This window comes from Bacillus sp. FJAT-28004, assembly GCF_001280845.1.
GTDB lineage: Bacteria > Bacillota > Bacilli > Paenibacillales > Paenibacillaceae > Pristimantibacillus.
In genome coordinates this window covers 726,022-743,755 of the sequence record NZ_LGHP01000001.1, presented here as the reverse complement: position 1 = coordinate 743,755, position 17,734 = coordinate 726,022, and the positions used below count along the sequence as shown (strand labels likewise).

Below are 17,734 nucleotides of genomic sequence, written 5' to 3'. Positions count from 1 at the left end.
CATGTGCTAAACATCGCGAATGTGAGTATCGTCAAATGCCGGCGGGTTAAACCAATCTCCGGTGTTGGCCCAAGTGGCATCCAGCGGAATCCAGCTATCATCACCTTCACCGATTCGCACTTCATTCCATGCATGCGGACCATATCCTCCCTGGCCGTCTGCTCCCATACCTGTGACAACTCGCACCTCAAGGCCTGCTGACCTAGCCATTACGGCATATAAACGAGCTATATCTATACATACGCCTTTTCGCGTATCAAATGTCTCGGGAGGTGTCTGTTCCTTCCAAATACCCTGCTCTTCATAATTCCGAGCTTTGTCATAATCATAAGCAATTCTTGTTCCAAGAAAGTCGTATAGCTTTCTCGCCTTATCCTCATTCGTTTGCGCATCCTTGGTCACATAAAGAGCAGCTTGCTCAATTTCCGCTGGGATGGCGTAATCAATAATCTCATACTTACGTTGTAAAATTTGTTTGAACTGTGCTTCTACCGCTTGAGCAAGCACGGGCCCTTGTCCTGCTAGAACATCTCCAGCAACTGGACTCAGCCACGAAGCCGCTTTGGTATACACCATAGATTCGGAAATTTTGTCGACATACCAGCCATTTGGCACAAGAGACACATAAACGAACAATAGAACAACGAATACAAATGAACGTCCAGCCCCGTGAGCAGCACCTATTAAAGCCCCTATAACACGGCTTGCACCTCGCCTGCCTTGCAAGTGAGCAATAGGTTCTTCCTTGCCGCTCCGCAGAACTCCTTCTATTGTACGTTCCAGCAAAGGCTCTACAAAAGCTGCCAATGCCCGCAGCAGCAAATAACTGAGCAGGAACAAGACGCCATAGCGCAGCAGCGCAAAATCCCTCAAGCTCGTAAGCAGTGTGTACCATGCTTGCTCCACACCGCTGAGGTCATGAAGAGGAACCTTCACCTTGCTTGTCATCCACTCTGCTAAGGCTGGTGACAATGTATTCGTAAGCTTTGCTGCCAGTACCAAACAAACGATAACAGCTACACCTTCCCAAACAAAAAAGAAAAGACGCCTCGCAGATCCCGATGCGCCTCTCCTCATCCCCTGTATAAGAGAGCCAAACAGCAATAGAAGCACAATGAAAGCAATAGGCTCCAGCTCTCTAAATAAATGATCCCAGTTCGTCATCGGCATTACCCGTTCTGCTTCGCTTGGTCGATGAAGGTTTGTATCGTACTATCAAGCTTCCACTTGCCAAGCTCCGTCCCGCGGAATGAAACGGCAACCTCATTCGCGCCCGGCTCTCCGGTAAGCTCTACATTTTTGGTTTTCACTGTAAAGGTTCCATCTCCATTCGTCACGAAGGTAGCATCCTTTGCTTCGCCTACCATTGCATTAACGGCTTCCTGTTTTACTGTATCCGCAACCTTAGTGCCAATCTCTTTCAAATCATCCATAGTGTAGCCGCTATAAACGACAATACCAAGCACGATTGCCACCACGAGTGCCCATTTCACAACAGTCTTCACGATGCGGATAATAATTAATAACAAGATAAGCGCAATGACAAGCACGAGCCAATGTTCTTTTAAAAAAGCTGTCCAAGTGTCTACATCATAGGTCGAAAAATTCAAAAAGTCCAAGTATGATCCCCTCCATTATACCTCGTACAAATTCCCATTACAAAATATTATAACCTACTAAATATAGGGCGTAAACGCTCGTTTCCTTTTTAGACAGACATATCCTGTCCCAATTAAACGTACAAGTATATAAGATTGTAATTGGCTAGGAGGGGCAGCCCTGTGAAAACCGCGGTTTGGCTTTATTTATTTTTGTTTATCGCATTCTTTGATTTGCACGCGCAATACCCTATTTTAACACCTTTTGCTATTTCTTTAGGTGCAGCACCTTCCTTTATCGGACTTATGATGGGCATGTACTCCATTACGCATTTGCCCGGTAATCTTATCGCTGGCTTCGGTGTTGACCGATACGGCAGCAGATTATTTATCGTCTTCAGTCTTATGGCAGCCGGCATTATTCTCCTGTTTCAATCGCATGTGACAAACCCTTGGCAGCTGCTCTTGCTTCGCTCCATCAGCGGTTTTGTGTTAGCATTTCTGTCTCCGGCATGCCTATCATTGCTCGCCAGAATTACGAGTGATCGAACGGAACAAGGGAAACTTATGGCTGGCAATGGTCTCGTTCATACACTGGCTGCAGTCGTCTCGCCAGCAGCAGGAGCCTATCTCGTTGCAAAAATTGGATTTGCGACCGCTTTTACGCTGCTTGGATGGGTATTGATCGTTACATCCGTCTGCGCTCTGTTCTTTATTAAAGAAGTTCGCCAGAGAGTCGAACAAACACCACATGAAAGTATAGAGGGGAAAAAGAAAACGAAGCTGCCGCTTGAGCAAGCTGTTCCTATCCCTTGGCTCGTCTACTTGCTTCCCGTTGCGCTAAGCTGCGCGCAGGGGATCTTATCGTTCGAGCTGCCTCTGCTTGCCAAAACTCAGGAAGCGATGATGACGACTGGCCTTTTATTTTCCGTTGTCAGCATCGGCGCTCTCGTCACACTAAGCATGCTGTTTCTAAACCGAGTATCCGCTTATCAGCGAACATTATGGGGCTCGCTTATTCTTGCCATTATTTATTTTGGGATTGCCTCCGATATGCCGGCACCTCTCGCATTAATGCTGCTGTTTGTCGGTATGGCAAAAGGAGTTATTTTGCCCGCACTGTCCACATTGTTAATTGAGCTTAGCGGCGGAGCGCGTTATGGACGTACCTTTTCCGTATTATCCATCGCCTTCTCCGTCGGCGCATTTATCGGACCTATGGCGGCAGGACAGCTTCGCAACTACATTTCACCTTACTACATAGCGTTTATTGCATTGATGATAGCTGTCGCGCTGCTGCCACTGCGCATTTCCCGTTCACTTTCCTCCCGCACCCATTTTTCGTAGGCATAGGTATATGCACAGGGCTAATTTCCCATCATGACATATGCTGTATTATGACAGATGAGTAGTCAGATCGGCTGATCCTAAGCTGTTTACAATCATCGCTTTAACAAAAGGAAACGGGGTGACTCTATTTATGTCTGGAAATGTAGGTTCCGTAAATCAAGGTTATGGGCACGGCGGCTTCTCAAACCTCGGCATCATCCTTGTACTGTTTATCTTGCTCGTAATCATAGCGTGTACTTGTCTCTATTAGTTTAAATCATAAACGGTCTGCAGACTGCAGGCCGTTTTTACATTTTGAACGAAACTTCAATCATTCCCGCTCTCGGTAAAATCGATATTTGGTGGTAAACTATACATGGGCTTCATGCTCCTACTCTAATTTTCACTACTCGGGGTGACCTTGATGGATATAGCCATAATCGTAGAAGGAAAAAATGATAAGGCAAGACTAAAACGCGTGCTCGCGCAGGATGTACCGATCTTCTGTACTTTTGGTACGCCCGGCTCCGAACAATTGGACAAGCTTAGCAAACAGGTCGGCAAGAGCCAAGCTTATATTTTTACAGACAATGATTCCTCGGGAAAACGGATTCGCTTCTTGCTTCGCGATGTATTTCCAGATGCCGAGCATATTTATACCCGCAGAGGTTATTCGGGCGTCGAGCATACACCAGAGGAATATTTAATTGAGCAATTAGAAAAAGCGGGCCTCGATGCGCATATCCTGTACCCTGCGCAGAGTCCCGCTTCTATTTGGAATAAAGATGAATTTTAAAGTACTTTGTTTAATTGAGCGACGATTTCTTCAGCCGTCAAATCTTCTTTGCTGCCATCGATCCATTTGCGAATTTGACCGTCCTTATCAACAATCGTAATTACATTTGAGTGCGAGAAGGAGCCGTCCTCGTTTTTAATGACACCGATGCCAAAATCTCTAGCAATTTGCAGCGTGTTCACTTCATCGCCGCGCAGGAATCGCCAGCCATTAAGATCAGCAAAATTCCGCTTTGCAAAATCACGAATGACTTCAGGTGTATCGCGTACCGGATCAAACGTAATCGAAATGAGCTCTGCCTTAGTGCCAAGCTTGTCCTCCGCTTTTAACTGCTCCTGTACTTGTGATAGCAAGAACGTGGTCGGCGGGCAAACATCTGGACAATTTGCGAAATAAAAATATACAATTCGTGCCTTGCCATTTGTTGAAGCAAGCGTTACCTTCTGATCATCCAGATCCGTCAGCTCAAACGCTGGCGCAGCCTTCTCGATTGGAAGTGTCTGCTTCTCCGGCATACCATACGTAATAAATAAATAAATTCCCATAGCTGCGCAAAGCGCAAGCACTGCTATTTTGAAGCTATGCTTTTTGACAAATTCCACGGTAGTCACTCCTTAAGACGATGATTATGATCCTGTCGTATTAAGAATCATAACGATAAATATAACCATTAAATAATTGACCGAGATAAGAAAATTGGTTTTCGCCCATTTGTCGGTATCCTTGGCTTTTGTTCCACGCAATGTGTGGATAAGCCAGATTAAACTGCCCACAACGGATATGACCAAGAAAAAAATACCAACATAACCGTATGAATAAAACAATATGCCCGTTGGCAGAAGCAAAACGATGTAAGGAATCATTTGAAGCTTCGTACGTTTGATTCCTTTCACTACAGGCAGCAATGGAAAACCTGCTGCGCGATATTCCTCAACCCTTCTAATCGCAAGCGACCAGAAATGTGCCGGCTGCCATAGGAACATCAGAGCGAACAATATCCAAGCTCCAGCATCAATCTCCCCCGTTACCGCACAATATCCGATAACCGGCGGCATAGCTCCAGATATGCCTCCTACCGATGTACTCCAGGTTGAGGTACGCTTAAGCCACATTGTGTACACCACAATGTAAACAGCCCATCCTAGCAGTCCAAGAAAGCCCGATAACGGATTGACAAGCAGGAACAGAACAGCTAGACCAACCACTCCCAAAATAATGCCATAAGCCAGAACAGAACCTGGCGTCATTCGACCGGTAGGAAGCGCCCGATCCTTCGTACGTTCCATTTTCAAATCCAATTCCCGATCCCAATAATTGTTAATCACGGTTGCTGACGCTATCGTCAACGTTGAGCCAATAATCGCCCATATAAGCAATAGAACGTTAATGTCCCATTTGGAAGCAACCATGAAACCACCTATCGCAGCAAACACATTCAGTCGAAGTAGCCGCGGTTTTGTCAATGCAATCCAGTCTTTAAGCACGAAGCTAGCCTCCCAAGTTATGCGACAAGACGCTAAAAGCGTCTATCATCCATTGATGAATCGTTTTTAATCATACCGAAAAAAGTACACGATGACAACGTTCGACCGTTTTGTTCATCATTTTGCCACGCAAATTGTGACAAATCATTTAGTAACCAAATAGATGGGCGCCGAGTACAATAGCTATGTAGTTGGATGCCTATTCCGATCAGCGCATTAAACCGTCCTAAAGTATGCGAAAGGGAGTGATCTGTCAATTCTATGGCAGTTATTAAAACCAATTCCGAAGATACGAAGATGCTCGCTAGGCTCATGCGAGCAGAAGCTGAGGGCGAAGGCGAACTCGGCATGCTTATGGTAGGCAATGTTGGCGTAAACCGCGTGCGAGGAAATTGTATAGACTTTAGAAATATTAGGTCCATTCCTGATATGGTCTATCAAAAGCCAGGCGGTTTCGAAGCAACGACTAAAGGTTACTTTTATCAAAGTGCTCGCGATAAAGACATTCGTTTAGCAGAGCGGGTCATAAACGGCGAGCGTCAGCACCCGGCTTCTAACGCGCTATGGTTTTTCCGTCCAGCAGGCAGCTGCCCCGATACATGGTGGGATCAGGCTAACAGCGGCAGGTTCAAAAAACATTGTTTCTTCGTTCCAACGCCAGAGGCTTGTCCGTCCGTTTATTAAAACTATTTCTAAAGTGTGAAAGCGAGGAAATTCTAAATGTCTAACGGTTATGGTTACAAAAATCAGGTAAGTCCCGCAAATACAGGTCCTGTTCAAGGCTTCGGTTACGGCGGATATGGTCAATATCAATATCCAATGGGGATGCAACAACCAATGGGAATGCAACAACCAACTACTCTCCCAGCTAATTTTCAAGCACAGCAAGCACCAATGATGCCGCCTAGCGTACCTAGCGGATCGTTTGTTACGCCGTCAGGCGGCACCATCGTGTCTATGCCTTCCGTCGAGGAATCCTACGTAGAGAACATTTTACGTCTAAACCGCGGCAAAATGGCAACCTTCTATATGACTTACGAGAACAACCGCGAGTGGAATGCTAAAATTTTCAAAGGAATCATCGAAGCTGCTGGTCGTGATCACATCATTATTAGCGATCCAACGACTGGTATGCGTTACTTACTTTTGACGCTTAATCTTGATTATGTGACATTCGATGAGCCGATTGCATATGAATACCCATTCCAAGGCGGCGTAGTAAGTTCCTCCACTCCGCTCGGCATGGCTACTCTAGGCACAGTGAATTCTAGCCGTTAATCATAAATTATCTGCTTAAATGTGCTGGCTTAAATGTCCAAATGTTCATTTTCGCAGCACCTCCAACAATAAAGTTCGAAATGTGATTCCAAGAGGAACGCTCACTGCAGCGTTCTTTTTTGATTTCCTCTGCTTGCTCCAAGGTAGATGCGTTCCATACCTCTACAAACAGGCCAGGCTGATCCGTTCCTTCATATAATTGCACATCATGTCCTTCCTTTAGAAGTGCAGAGGTATAGTCAAGATATTGTGCCCGAAACTCGGGTGAAACACGGTATTCTGCAAAACAAATGTACATTTGCCTTCAGTCTCCTTTTGATTGTATTGATAAAGTTGCTCCGCTCCGTCGATACTACATCTAATCATCGATTGAGGAGGACTTCTCATGGATACAGGCACACATCTTGTCATGGGCATCGGGCTCGCAGGTCTTGCTGCAGTCGATCCCGTGGTAGCAGCAAATCCAGCCATTCAAACCGCCGTCCTGCTCGGCACGGTTATCGGATCACAAGCACCGGACTTGGACGGTCTTCTTCGTCTAAAGGGCAACGCTATTTATATTCGCAATCACCGCGGTATTTCTCACTCATTACCGGCTATCGCCATATGGACAGTGCTCATTACCGGCATTCTCCAATTGTTTTATCGCGGTTCACTGCCTTGGCTGCATATCGGGGGCTGGGTGCTGCTCGCAGTGTGTGTACATGTGTTCACCGATTTGTTTAATACTTACGGAACACAGGCTATGCGGCCTTTCACTGACAAATGGATCTCTTGGAATATTATACACATATTCGATCCCATCATTTTCACAACTCATGTCATAGCTATTTTACTGTGGGCTGGCGGGTTCGTAAATCCTGCATCGATATTTCCGCTTATGTATCTCTTTCTAGCCATTTACTTTGTGTGGCGAACCGTATCCTCGAGAAGTACCCTGCAGAAAATGAAGACGCTGGATACCGAACACCATGAAGGTGATGTTTATATCGTCATTCCAACGATTTCACTTACGATATGGAATGTGGTCAAGCAAGTGAAAAATGGCGGATTCGCTATCGGAAATTTGCGGAATGACCACTTAACTTGGATTGACTATGTGGAATGCTCTGACCATCCGGCAGTCGCCAAATCAAAAAACGATCCAGCCATCCGATCCTTTTTATATTTCACAAGTTTCGCCTGCGCAGACGTTCGTGAGCATACATGGGGTTATGAGGTCAGATGGTGTGACGTGCGTTATCGACATCGCAAGCAATACCCATTCGTTGGCGTTCTTCTTATGAATAAGAACGATGAGACCATTGGATCTTATGTCGGCTGGCTTAGCGACGAGCGATTATTGAAAAGATTGCGCATGGATACTTTTTAGTATTGACGTTAGAAAGCCCTTTGCCTCAAAATAGAGGGGGCTTTCTTTTTTTTGCCCTATATTATAGAAGAAAGTCGATTGCCCTTATGCTAAAATGATGGTTACAACAACAAAAAAAACCCAAGGCATGCCTTGGGCTTCATTTCGTCATTGTGTATTAGAAGCGATTAACGGGAGCCGCCTGACAATTGTTGCTCAGCAATTTGAACAAGCTTTTTCGTAATATAACCGCCTAGGGAACCTGCATCACGAGTTGAAACATTACCGTAGTAGCCATCTTGAGGAATTTGTACGCCCAGCTCTTGAGCAGCCTCAAGTTTCATTTGTTGTAATGCTGCAGTCGCTTGTGGAACAACAAGTTGATTTCTGCTTCCTGCCATAATGTATTTCTCCTTTCGTCCTCTGCACTTTGATGTGTGTTGCAAGCTTGCAAGCTTATTATGTGCACCATCAAAGAATCTATTCTTAAACCATTAAAATATATTGACGTTTTATTAAGGAGAGAAAACACGATGTCCAAACCGCTTTCTTTGTTCTTTTCAGTGCTAGCTATCGTATTTATGAGCGCTATGGCCATCTCCATCAGCTATAATGGTTGGCTCGTATTATTATTTGGATTGTTAAGCCTTTTCACCATAGGAGCCGGATTTATTACAAAGGCTCGCTTGCGGAGAAAAAAACAAGGCTGACGCATGGCGTCAGCCTTGAAGATACTTAAATGATTAGCCGCGAGGCGGCAGAAAGCCCATAAGTTCTTTCACGTCTGCCAGTGTACGATCTGCGACCATGGAAGCTCTTTCTGCGCCTTGCTTCAAAATTTGATGAATTTCGCCTGAGCTGCGGATTTCATTATATCTAGCTTGCAGCGGTTCTATAACCGAAACCACCTGCTCCGCAAGATCCTTCTTGAAAGGTCCATAACCTTGCCCCTCATAGCGAGCTTCGATTTCTTCAATACTCATATTCGCACAATGAGCATAAATGCTCATTAGATTGCTGATTTCAGGCTTATTAGCTGGATCATATTTAACTTCGCGGCCTGAATCAGTCGTCGCTCTGCTTATTTTTTTGCGGATGACATCCGGCGAATCAAGCAGCGCAATGTAGCTGCCTACATTTGGATTGCTTTTGCTCATTTTTTTGCTAGCGTCATCGAGCGACATTACCCTAGCGCCTACTTTCGGAATATATGGCTCTGGTATCGTGAAGTATTTGCCAAACCTTGTATTGAAACGATGCGCCAAATCACGCGTCAGCTCCAAATGCTGCTTCTGATCATCACCCACAGGAACTAAATCCGCATTATAAACGAGAATATCAGCTGCCATCAGGGTCGGATATACGAACAAGCCCGCCCCAACAGAATCTTTGCCTTCAGATTTGTCCTTGAACTGCGTCATTCGCTCTAACTCGCCCATATTGGCTAGCGTCGTAAACAACCATCCGAGCTCAGCGTGCGCACGAACATGGGACTGCACAAATACATTCGCTTTGAGCGGATCAATGCCTGCAGCTATAAATAATGCGGCTACCGCTTCCGTTTGCTCTCTTAGTGCAGCCGGTTCCTGTGGAACCGAAATCGCATGTAAATCGACGATCATGAAAAAACATTCTTCCGTATGCTGCAGCTTTACGAAGTTTTGCATGGCGCCAATGTAGTTTCCTAGTGTGAGCTGGCCGCTTGGCTGAATGCCAGAGAGTACCTTTTTCATTATGCTTCAACCTCTTTCATTTCGAATTTGATGATTCACGTCTAAAAAAACGCAAAAAATCCCCCGCCGCAAGGGACGAGGGACCGTGGTGCCACCCTAATTCGCTTATGGTACGCTTTTTTATACTAACGAAGCGCGTTATAATCCCATAAGCCTTGTTGCTCCATAACGGGGAGCGTCCGTACAAACATCTTCGGCCGCACGTGCAGCCAGTTTCCGTTCATAGGCTCCGGGGCCCATTCAGCATCGACGTTTGCACCGGTTCGCACCACCCACCGGCTCTCTGTACGCAATTCATTCGAGCTTACTTATTCCCATCATTGCATTTAAAACGATTATACATCTGTCATCGTTAATGTCAAGTGCTACGAAAGTTGTCCTATCCTGCATCGTTGCCGCATAAGCTATAGTCATAATCGTAATCCTTACATTAAGAAAGGATACTTTAAATGGCAAAATTTATTTATCGCATCGGTACACCATTGCTCGGAGTAGGTTGCTTGATTATGCTCGCCCTCATCGTTACCAATCGAGAACTTCCCACTCATCTCTTTAATATCACTAATTTGCAATCTTTCAAAATATTATTTATAAGCATTATATTAGAAGCTTTTCCATTCATCTTGCTTGGCGTGCTGTTCTCTGCTCTGCTGCAAGTATTCGTTACGGACGAGCTCATTCAAAAATTCACGCCAAAAAACCCGGTCATGGGCGTTCTATTCGGAGCTTTGCTAGGCATCTTATTCCCATTATGCGAATGCGGAATGATACCGGTTGTACGAAGGCTTATTCGCAAAGGCATGCCTGCTTATATCGGAATCGTTTATCTACTGGCCGGCCCCATTGTTAATCCGATTGTTTTTGCTTCAACCTTTGCTGCTTTTCGAACTACGCCAGAAATGGCCTACGCTCGAATGGTACTAGCCTTTGCAATCGCTGTTGTTATCGGCTTACTTCTTTATAAATTTATGCGCAGCAGCCCGCTTAAGGCAACTCAAAATTTTCATTTGATAAAGCATAGTCATACACACAGCCACAATCATTCACACAATCATGAGCATGGGACAAGCAGCACTGGATTCCGAGGACGTGTCGCCTCGACCTTATCGCATGCTTCAGATGAATTTTTCGAAATGGGTAAATATTTTATTTTCGGGGCATTGTTAACCGCAATAATTCAGACTGTTATTGATCGCAGCACGTTTGAGGCATTCGCTGATCAGCCTATATTTTCATACATTTTCATGATGGGTTTCGCTTTTATTTTATCGATTTGCTCTACATCAGATGCCTTCATTGCTTCATCTTTCAACGGCATGTTTGATTTTGGTCCGCTGCTTGCTTTTCTTGTATTTGGACCTATGATCGACCTGAAGAACACCTTGATGCTATTAACGACATTCCGTATGAAGTTTGTCTTTATACTTATTGTACTTACCGCGGCGCTAACCTTCATCGGCGCTTGGATAACGGAGGCGCTGTTATGATTCATCACCTTATACGTGCCGTCATTCTTACAGGCTTTGCTCTGTTTATCCTCTACTTGGATCGTACAGGTGAAATGGCTCTTTATATCGCTCCAAAAATGGAACTGTACGTTAAACTATCAGCGTTAGGTCTATATGCGGCAGCTATTTATCAAATATATGCAGCGATACAAAAACGTATCGGCAATCAAGCGCCGAGCTGTGATTGCGAGCATGAGCCTTCTCCATCCGTATTCAAAAACATGATCATTTATGGGTTGTTTTTACTTCCGCTGCTGCTCGGTTTTCTCATTCCGACTGGAACCCTTGGCAGCGATATCGCCTCCAAAAAAGGCATTATCCTTTCTGGGAGCTCCTCGGTAGAGGAGACTGGTGCTGGCCTCGATGCCTTTTATCCCTTTGATGGATACATCGAAGCTCATGCCGCTTACGCAAAAAAGCTTAATAGCCAGCCACTCATTAGCGTACCAGATACTCAATTTATTGAGACATTGACGACACTCGATCTATTTCGAGAGGAATTAATCGGTAAAGAAATTGAAATTTCGGGTTTTGTTTACCACGAGGAGGATATGGGCAAGGAGCGTTTTGCTGTCAGCAGATTTGCCATGAATTGCTGCTCCGCTGACGCTATGCCGTATGGACTTATGGTTTCTTGGCCAAAAGCGATGGATTACGCTGACGATGAGTGGATAACCGTAAAAGGCAAATTAACAACATCAAAGTATATGAATAGTGTAGTCATGACTCTAGAAGCACAGCGGATTGAACGAATCAAGATGCCAGAAACGCCTTATGTGTATCCTGATCTTGACTTTGGTCTATAAAAAATATGGAGCTGACGGAAGCCGTCAGCTCTTTTTTTGGTTCGTTATGACTGTTTATTGTGAATCCCATAAATCATTTCTTTTCGGATAATAGCGTGAATTCCAATTGGCCATATTGTAATTAGACTCAAAAAGTATGCTAGCCGACCAGGAATTAGCGCTTGAACGAACGGAAAAATCGTATAATATTTCGCCATGTGACCAGTCTTTCCTGAACTTGAGCGATTCAATGGCCATTTGTTTAAATGCCTGCACTTGAACAGCTGTCAGTCCCTTGTCGACCGGCTCAAACTTTCCGTTTTTGCATTCGATTGGATGATGCCTTATCCCAAATTTACCCACCGCATTGTTCCGAACATGAATTAATACTGTACCAGCAGTAGCGTTTGTCAGTTCAACTTCAAGCTGACGAAACACGAATTCAACTTGACGAGCGAGCGCTGCAGATTCCGTTTGCATACTTATTATCCTCCTTTATGAATTATTAGGCATGTGTTTCCATCTGGGTCTTATCGCATATTATATAGTCCATTTGTATCATTATCAATATAAAATTCCACTTTATTTTATTTAATTTGATATTATTCGACTATATTTATTTTTTATATACCTTATTTTTACACAATTAAATAAGAGCGCTTGAATATCCTCTTATTAAAATGAAACTTACGAACTAAAATAAAGATTTATTCCCCGTTTTAGTTTAGCAAATTTCCCTTGCGACTCATTCCTATTCAGGAGTTATGTACCATTCACACATATACCATCAATTAATAATAAAAATGTTTCCTAATCGACTTTAATGGTATCATTTTCTAATTATTGTTACACCGAAAACGTATTTAGTATTTTCCGAATAGCCGATTGCGGTCTTTATTTATATTTTTTATGAATCGACAATTATAGACCAATTTCGCACTGGGTGCTATAATATGGATATTCTAATAAAAGGAGCGCTTACATAATGATCCAATGGTACTATTCGCTTTCCGTGCGCAATAAGCTGCTGATCACTTCTTATCTTAATTTAGCAGTGTTTGCCCTAATTATGCTTGTCATATTATCAGCATCAGGCGGCTCGCTTATCGCTGGAATTATTTTTACAATCATTATGGCAATCGCTACGCTTCCACTTGTTTCCTTCATCGAAAAATCTATTAATAACTCATTTGATGAAATTAAGGGAACTGCACTTCGTATTTCCAAAGGCGACTTTACTCAAAAAATCGACACAGCGTCTTCGTCAGCATTAGGCGAGCTAGGGCATTCGTTTAACAGTATGATTGATAAACTTCGTGACATTCTTACGGAAACGACCAACATTATCCGTCATGTGTCCGATACTAGTCACAGTATTTTTGACAAAAACAATAATATTCAAATCGCGATGCAGCAGGTTGCTGCTTCCGCTAACGAGCTTGCTACTGGGGCTAACGAGATTTCCGAGGATGTTTCGGAGATGAGCGAATCCATTACCGAGATCGAAGTGAAAGTATCGGATTACGCTACTTCAACGAAAGAAATGAATACACGCTCTGAGCAAACGCTTCAGCTAGTAGATAAAGGCATGAAAGCTCTTGACGTACAAGCTGACGGCATGCGCCGCAACGTTGAGGCGACAGAGAAGGTTTCTGCTACAATTGAAGATTTAGCTCACAAAGCACGGGGGATTAGCGCAATCACAACTACCATTTCCGATTTGGCTGAGCAAACCAATTTACTCTCGCTAAATGCATCTATAGAGGCCGCAAGAGCTGGTGAGCACGGAAGAGGCTTCGCTGTTGTAGCGCAGGAAGTCCGCAAGCTTGCTGAGGAATCCAGTGCTTCCACCAAACAAGTGTTCAACCTGGTGAAGAGCATTGACGAAGGCATCAAGCAAACCATCAGCAATATGAAAATAAATGAAGAGGTCGTTAAGCTGCAAACGGAGCATATTAAGGAGTCAGAAATTGTATTTACTGAAATCGTTCAAAGTGTTCAGTTTATTACAGATAAGATTTTTGTTTTCTCCCAAGAAAGCGACGTTATGCTTGACAGTGCTCGCAAAATATCCGGAGCAATCCAAAACATTTCCGCTATTACGCAGCAATCTGCTGCTGGTACCGAGCAAGTATCCGCTTCTATGAATGAGCAAATCGCATCCGTACAAGCGGTAGTTGAAGAAACTGAACGTATGCGTACAATGGCAGCTCAGCTATTAAGAACCATTAATGTTTTCAAAATGAAATAATCGAGTTTGTGATCGGTAGGTTATAAACCAAAAAAAAAGACCATAATTCTCCCATTGAAAAATGGATGATTATGGTCTTTCATATTATTTAGGCTTGCTGCTTACTCCGATATGCTTCACGCTGCTCTACCCGAGCACTTTCTTTCAGCCTCGGACAGGTAAAACAATAATATCCGCCATCTACGAGGTAATATAAGCAGCATGCTGATTTCAACCGAACCTGCTTTTCTTTGTCACCCATTGACTCTGTCATTCGGAATTTCACATCAAGCGGATTTTTGCTTCTGCCGAAGATAACGCCATCAAGCGATTTAACCAAATCAAAATTGCTCGTAATGCTGTGCTTCACCTGCTCGTCTTCTTCGGCATCCATCATTCTGTCGTAGCCGTATGCAAGCGAGGTAGGAAGCTGACTCCAGAGCATGCCGACTTGCAAAGTTCCAACCTTCGCAATTGTTTCAAAAACAGGACGGATTGTATGCTCAAAAAAACTGCTGAATTTATCCTTTACCCAAATTGCTTGCTCTTCCACAGGTAATGGAGCGGCTAGTAATTCAAAGTTATGTAAATGGAAGCTGACAGCATAATATTCATGATTATTATATTCAGCTTTATATAATTGAATCGTTAAATTGTTTAGAGATAAATCTGGCGCTTGTTTCAATGCGGACAACGTATAAATTAAACCCAACATAGGACCACGAAACCATCCTGCCATGTATACTTCCCCTACGGAAGGATCCATGCCTTTAACTAGCGGTGTATAGAACTCTAATAATTGCTTCAATTTATCTTCATTTAATAAATCAATTGCAGGACAGCTAAACACAAGATTTTCTCGCTTATTTACCGTTAAATCATAGCTGTTCTCCAACATCGCAAGCAACGCTTCATTCATTGATGTTCTCGTCCTTCCATAACATTCATGTACAATAATAAACGATACATTTTATTATACAACGGACGAAAATGATTATCAATTGCAATTAATTATTGCATCGTAACGGATAATTCACCAAGCTGTTCGATTTCTACCGTTACAACATCACCTGATTTCAAATACACCCGTTGATCCCTCGGGTATCCAATTACAACCCCTTCCGGCGTCCCTGTCAAAATGACATCACCAGGCAAAAGCGTCATATGCTTGGAGATATAACTAATAATGGACCGACAAGAAAAGATCATATCTTCCGTATTCGATAGCTGCTTCTGTACACCGTTCACGCGGCAAGAAATGGTGAGCTTATCCGGATCATTTACTTCCTCTGCCGTTACGATATAAGGTCCAATTGGTGCAAATCCGTCGCAGCTTTTGCCAAGCATCCACTGTGATGTACGACGCTGCAAATTCCTCGCCGACAAATCATTTGCACAGCTATAGCCAAAAACGTAATCGAGCGCATCAGCTTCTTCGATGTTTTTTGCTGCTTTTCCTATAATGATCGCAAGCTCCGCTTCGTAATCCACCTCATTGCTCGTATGCGGCAGCTCAACTTTATCGTCGTGAGCACTGAGGGAATTGGCAAATTTATTGAACAAAATAGGAGAGGTTGGAATTTCAGCTTTCGTCTCCTCTGCATGTTTGCGGTAATTTAGCCCTACACAAATAATCTTTTGCGGGTTCGTAACAACTGGTGCATAGGTGAAACTTGAATCATGAGGCACATACATGTGGTTGGCATTTGCTGCAGTTGCCTTTATAACCGCTTCAAGCTGTGTTAATGCCGCTTCCCCACCTGCAATAGCTTCTTCTATAGATAATGGCGCTGAAATACCCGCTGCTTGTGAGGCCGCTACAATATCTATAATCCCTAAGTCAACCTTTACGCCAAGTTTCAATTGATTACCTTGCTTATACTGCAATAGCTTCATTAAACATACCTCCCTGTCTTCAAATGGTGAACTATATTTATCTTAAGCCTCTCTTTTTTTAATGTAAAGCGCATGAAAGTATGCGGCATGGGTAAAATAGCGGCACGACTTGTTTACAATCAATCATGGGGACTGATGCAGATGTGGAAAACACCACATGAAAAATGGATGACTGTGGCAGGAATCGCTTTAATCGGCTGTATGCTGCTTAACATATCGACCGATTCATGCGCAGCAGCTGCCGATAAGCAGCAGACAGAGCAGTACAAACCAGCTAAGGAAACAAAAAATCGACAACCGGCTGTCGTGTCTTGGGATAAGCTCCATAAGCAATTTCCCAATGCCTTTCTACTAAATGGGCCTCGTAATAAGAAAAGAATTGCACTTACGTTTGATGATGTGCCCGATCCAAGATATACGCCAGCTATATTGGATATATTGGCTGAGCATGATGTTTGTGCTACATTTTTTATTGTGGGTAATCGTGCAGCCAAATACCCATCTCTAGTTAAACGAATACATAACGAAGGTCATATTATCGGGAATCACTCTTATGACCATGCCGTTTTTTCCAAACTTACTTTATCGAACTATCAGAAGCAAATTTGGCGGACGGACACCATTATAAAAAATATAATTGGATATTCCCCGCATTTTATTCGACCGCCGTACGGAGAGTTGCTGCCTCAACAAATAAGATGGAGCAAGCAGGCTGGTTTTGTTATCGTCAATTGGGATGTGGATTCCGTCGATTGGAAAAACAATCCCAGCAGTGCTTTGGTGTTGCAAAATATTAGAAGCACACTCCAGCCTGGATCGATTATTTTACAGCATGCAGGAGGAGGTATCGGCCAAAACCTATCGGGCACGGTTAATGCACTCCCGAAGCTCATCCATTTATTGCAAAGCAAAGGGTATGAGCTCGTTACACTGCCTGAGCTCATAGGACAATCCGCAGCTCGTTGAATTTACGATACAAAAAAAAGGCAATTCCTCATGAAGAGTGAATTGCCTTTTCTATAGATCTGCTTATTCTAAAATAAATACTTTCACGTTTTGGATACCAAAAGACATGGCTTGGCTCGTTACACCTGGTACAAAAATATCAACTCGGTTGCCTTTAATAGAACCGCCAATATCCGTTGCTGTTGCAATCATTCCGCCTTGAGGCAAACCATTATAAGAATATCCTGTCACATAAAGCTTGGTGCCAAGAGGTATCATTTTCGGATCAACGGCAATCGTACCAACCTTGAGCTTATCACCAAAGTAATCGACTGCTCCCCACTTGCCATTCTCAGATGCTGCTGCTGTGTAAGCCGTAGCTTGTACGAGAAGAGCTTTCGAGTAAGCGTATTCTTTACCATTCATAGCAGTAACCGTTTTTGAGGAATCTGCTGTTGCAGCATTCATCGTTACTGGTTTCTTCTTAGCAGAAGCTTCAGTGGAAGGTATCGTAAGCTTTAAACCTTTATATAAGTTAAGTGGATCAATCTTGGGATTAGCTTCCATCAGTGTATCCAAAGGTACACTGTACTGCTTGGATAGCTTCCAGAATGTATCATTGTTATTCGTCGTATGTGTTTTTGAAGCTGCACTTACCGTTCCAGCGGCCATCATAACGGATAATCCTACTACTGCTGCTGCTAATGTACGTTTTTTAAACATAGGGTAAATCCTCCTGTGCGTTTCCGAAGTTTCACAACTTCGATAACGTTATTATAAAACTTGTTAAGGGCGGCAGAC

Annotated in this window: 21 protein-coding genes, 1 pseudogene and 1 other annotated feature; of the genes and pseudogenes, 11 read left to right on the top strand and 11 right to left on the bottom strand. The window is 43.6% G+C overall.

Translation table 11 applies throughout. The annotated features are described in order from the left end of the window. Positions 1-6 precede the first annotated feature (6 nt). Both AC787_RS03090 and AC787_RS03085 read right to left on the bottom strand, forming a co-directional pair. A complete protein-coding gene (locus AC787_RS03090; protein ID WP_235560891.1) occupies positions 7-1,170 on the bottom strand; it encodes a transglutaminase-like domain-containing protein in 1,164 nt (387 codons plus the stop codon). Further along, positions 1,170-1,619 (bottom strand): hypothetical protein, encoded by a 450-nt coding sequence (locus AC787_RS03085; RefSeq protein ID WP_054023446.1) that lies wholly within the window; start codon positions 1,617-1,619, stop codon positions 1,170-1,172. The genes AC787_RS03090 and AC787_RS03085 overlap by 1 nt, the downstream gene beginning before the upstream one ends. A 162-nt stretch (positions 1,620-1,781) precedes the next feature. Here AC787_RS03085 and AC787_RS03080 point away from each other — a divergent pair, with 162 nt between their 5' ends. Together AC787_RS03080 and AC787_RS03075 are read left to right on the top strand one after the other, a co-directional pair. Further along, positions 1,782-2,945 (top strand): MFS transporter, encoded by a 1,164-nt coding sequence (locus AC787_RS03080; RefSeq protein WP_054023445.1) that lies wholly within the window; start codon positions 1,782-1,784, stop codon positions 2,943-2,945. Positions 2,946-3,351: 406 nt separating this feature from the next. Then, entirely contained in the window at positions 3,352-3,723 is a 372-nt protein-coding gene (locus AC787_RS03075; RefSeq protein ID WP_054023444.1) for a toprim domain-containing protein, read from the top strand. On the opposite strand, the gene AC787_RS03070 is transcribed toward AC787_RS03075, so the two are convergent. Together AC787_RS03070 and cyoE are read right to left on the bottom strand one after the other, a co-directional pair. Next, positions 3,720-4,325 (bottom strand): SCO family protein, encoded by a 606-nt coding sequence (locus tag AC787_RS03070; RefSeq protein ID WP_063847480.1) that lies wholly within the window; start codon positions 4,323-4,325, stop codon positions 3,720-3,722. The two genes, AC787_RS03075 and AC787_RS03070, sit on opposite strands and share 4 nt — an antisense overlap. Positions 4,326-4,349: 24 nt before the next feature. After that, positions 4,350-5,207 carry a heme o synthase gene (cyoE, locus tag AC787_RS03065; protein WP_054023443.1) on the bottom strand — a complete coding sequence of 286 codons (858 nt, stop codon included), beginning with the start codon at positions 5,205-5,207 and terminating at the stop codon, positions 4,350-4,352. A 261-nt stretch (positions 5,208-5,468) separates the two neighbouring features. On the opposite strand from cyoE, the gene AC787_RS03060 reads away from it, so the two are divergent. Together AC787_RS03060 and gerQ are read left to right on the top strand one after the other, a co-directional pair. Then, on the top strand, positions 5,469-5,891 hold the full coding sequence (locus AC787_RS03060; RefSeq protein ID WP_054023442.1) for a cell wall hydrolase: 423 nt from the start codon (positions 5,469-5,471) through the stop codon (positions 5,889-5,891). Positions 5,892-5,927: 36 nt separating this feature from the next. Further along, positions 5,928-6,485, top strand: coding sequence for a spore coat protein GerQ (gene gerQ / locus AC787_RS03055; protein WP_054023441.1), 558 nt, complete (start codon positions 5,928-5,930; stop codon positions 6,483-6,485). Between the two features lie 7 nt (positions 6,486-6,492). On the opposite strand, the gene AC787_RS03050 is transcribed toward gerQ, so the two are convergent. Then, positions 6,493-6,783: a hypothetical protein gene (locus AC787_RS03050; protein ID WP_054023440.1), complete on the bottom strand. Its 291-nt coding sequence runs from the start codon at positions 6,781-6,783 to the stop codon at positions 6,493-6,495. Between the two features lie 87 nt (positions 6,784-6,870). Between AC787_RS03050 and AC787_RS03045 the strand changes: the two genes are divergently transcribed. Continuing rightward, a complete protein-coding gene (locus AC787_RS03045) occupies positions 6,871-7,857 on the top strand; it encodes a metal-dependent hydrolase (RefSeq protein ID WP_054023439.1) in 987 nt (328 codons plus the stop codon). A 167-nt stretch (positions 7,858-8,024) separates the two neighbouring features. Here AC787_RS03045 and AC787_RS03040 read toward each other — a convergent pair whose 3' ends face one another. Continuing rightward, positions 8,025-8,237, bottom strand: a complete 213-nt coding sequence (locus tag AC787_RS03040; RefSeq protein ID WP_054023438.1) for an alpha/beta-type small acid-soluble spore protein — start codon at positions 8,235-8,237, stop codon at positions 8,025-8,027. Positions 8,238-8,369: 132 nt separating this feature from the next. Here AC787_RS03040 and AC787_RS34030 point away from each other — a divergent pair, with 132 nt between their 5' ends. Continuing rightward, on the top strand, positions 8,370-8,546 hold the full coding sequence (locus AC787_RS34030; protein ID WP_161807509.1) for a DUF5325 family protein: 177 nt from the start codon (positions 8,370-8,372) through the stop codon (positions 8,544-8,546). Positions 8,547-8,579: 33 nt separating this feature from the next. Here the strand turns inward: AC787_RS34030 and trpS are convergent, their stop codons facing one another. Further along, positions 8,580-9,569 carry a tryptophan--tRNA ligase gene (gene trpS / locus AC787_RS03035; RefSeq protein WP_054023437.1) on the bottom strand — a complete coding sequence of 330 codons (990 nt, stop codon included), beginning with the start codon at positions 9,567-9,569 and terminating at the stop codon, positions 8,580-8,582. A gap of 68 nt (positions 9,570-9,637) precedes the next feature. Continuing rightward, positions 9,638-9,899, bottom strand: a binding site (T-box leader). A 119-nt stretch (positions 9,900-10,018) separates the two neighbouring features. Between trpS and AC787_RS03030 the strand changes: the two genes are divergently transcribed. After that, positions 10,019-11,056 (top strand): permease, encoded by a 1,038-nt coding sequence (locus AC787_RS03030; protein ID WP_054023436.1) that lies wholly within the window; start codon positions 10,019-10,021, stop codon positions 11,054-11,056. Continuing rightward, on the top strand, positions 11,053-11,883 hold the full coding sequence (locus AC787_RS03025; RefSeq protein ID WP_054023435.1) for a TIGR03943 family putative permease subunit: 831 nt from the start codon (positions 11,053-11,055) through the stop codon (positions 11,881-11,883). The genes AC787_RS03030 and AC787_RS03025 overlap by 4 nt, the downstream gene beginning before the upstream one ends. A gap of 54 nt (positions 11,884-11,937) precedes the next feature. Here the strand turns inward: AC787_RS03025 and AC787_RS03020 are convergent, their stop codons facing one another. Beyond that, a complete protein-coding gene (locus tag AC787_RS03020) occupies positions 11,938-12,342 on the bottom strand; it encodes a hypothetical protein (protein ID WP_054023434.1) in 405 nt (134 codons plus the stop codon). Between the two features lie 505 nt (positions 12,343-12,847). Here AC787_RS03020 and AC787_RS35265 point away from each other — a divergent pair. Next, positions 12,848-13,171: pseudogene (locus AC787_RS35265) on the top strand (HAMP domain-containing protein); the annotation flags it as partial. Continuing rightward, a complete protein-coding gene (locus AC787_RS03015) occupies positions 13,163-14,113 on the top strand; it encodes a methyl-accepting chemotaxis protein (RefSeq protein ID WP_414730964.1) in 951 nt (316 codons plus the stop codon). The pseudogene AC787_RS35265 and the gene AC787_RS03015, both read left to right, overlap by 9 nt. Before the next feature lie 88 nt (positions 14,114-14,201). Here AC787_RS03015 and AC787_RS03010 read toward each other — a convergent pair whose 3' ends face one another. After that, positions 14,202-15,011 (bottom strand): (2Fe-2S)-binding protein, encoded by an 810-nt coding sequence (locus tag AC787_RS03010; RefSeq protein ID WP_054023433.1) that lies wholly within the window; start codon positions 15,009-15,011, stop codon positions 14,202-14,204. 92 nt (positions 15,012-15,103) lie between these two features. After that, positions 15,104-15,988 (bottom strand): fumarylacetoacetate hydrolase family protein, encoded by an 885-nt coding sequence (locus AC787_RS03005; protein ID WP_054023432.1) that lies wholly within the window; start codon positions 15,986-15,988, stop codon positions 15,104-15,106. Positions 15,989-16,129: 141 nt separating this feature from the next. On the opposite strand from AC787_RS03005, the gene AC787_RS03000 reads away from it, so the two are divergent. Next, positions 16,130-16,954, top strand: a complete 825-nt coding sequence (locus AC787_RS03000; RefSeq protein WP_063847478.1) for a polysaccharide deacetylase family protein — start codon at positions 16,130-16,132, stop codon at positions 16,952-16,954. Between the two features lie 63 nt (positions 16,955-17,017). Here AC787_RS03000 and AC787_RS02995 read toward each other — a convergent pair whose 3' ends face one another. Beyond that, positions 17,018-17,656, bottom strand: a complete 639-nt coding sequence (locus AC787_RS02995; RefSeq protein ID WP_054023430.1) for a 3D domain-containing protein — start codon at positions 17,654-17,656, stop codon at positions 17,018-17,020. Positions 17,657-17,734: the final 78 nt, after the last annotated feature.

Coding starts and splice junctions, on each gene's coding strand:
- AC787_RS03090 (WP_235560891.1), bottom strand. CDS start 1,170: ATGCCGATGACGAACTGGGATCATTTATTTAGAGAGCTGGAGCCTATT.
- AC787_RS03075 (WP_054023444.1), top strand. CDS start 3,352: ATGGATATAGCCATAATCGTAGAAGGAAAAAATGATAAGGCAAGACTA.
- AC787_RS03060 (WP_054023442.1), top strand. CDS start 5,469: ATGGCAGTTATTAAAACCAATTCCGAAGATACGAAGATGCTCGCTAGG.
- gerQ (WP_054023441.1), top strand. CDS start 5,928: ATGTCTAACGGTTATGGTTACAAAAATCAGGTAAGTCCCGCAAATACA.
- AC787_RS03050 (WP_054023440.1), bottom strand. CDS start 6,783: ATGTACATTTGTTTTGCAGAATACCGTGTTTCACCCGAGTTTCGGGCA.
- AC787_RS03045 (WP_054023439.1), top strand. CDS start 6,871: ATGGATACAGGCACACATCTTGTCATGGGCATCGGGCTCGCAGGTCTT.
- AC787_RS03040 (WP_054023438.1), bottom strand. CDS start 8,237: ATGGCAGGAAGCAGAAATCAACTTGTTGTTCCACAAGCGACTGCAGCA.
- AC787_RS34030 (WP_161807509.1), top strand. CDS start 8,370: ATGTCCAAACCGCTTTCTTTGTTCTTTTCAGTGCTAGCTATCGTATTT.
- trpS (WP_054023437.1), bottom strand. CDS start 9,569: ATGAAAAAGGTACTCTCTGGCATTCAGCCAAGCGGCCAGCTCACACTA.
- AC787_RS03030 (WP_054023436.1), top strand. CDS start 10,019: ATGGCAAAATTTATTTATCGCATCGGTACACCATTGCTCGGAGTAGGT.
- AC787_RS03025 (WP_054023435.1), top strand. CDS start 11,053: ATGATTCATCACCTTATACGTGCCGTCATTCTTACAGGCTTTGCTCTG.
- AC787_RS03020 (WP_054023434.1), bottom strand. CDS start 12,342: ATGCAAACGGAATCTGCAGCGCTCGCTCGTCAAGTTGAATTCGTGTTT.
- AC787_RS03015 (WP_414730964.1), top strand. CDS start 13,163: ATGATTGATAAACTTCGTGACATTCTTACGGAAACGACCAACATTATC.
- AC787_RS03010 (WP_054023433.1), bottom strand. CDS start 15,011: ATGAATGAAGCGTTGCTTGCGATGTTGGAGAACAGCTATGATTTAACG.
- AC787_RS03005 (WP_054023432.1), bottom strand. CDS start 15,988: ATGAAGCTATTGCAGTATAAGCAAGGTAATCAATTGAAACTTGGCGTA.
- AC787_RS03000 (WP_063847478.1), top strand. CDS start 16,130: ATGTGGAAAACACCACATGAAAAATGGATGACTGTGGCAGGAATCGCT.
- AC787_RS02995 (WP_054023430.1), bottom strand. CDS start 17,656: ATGTTTAAAAAACGTACATTAGCAGCAGCAGTAGTAGGATTATCCGTT.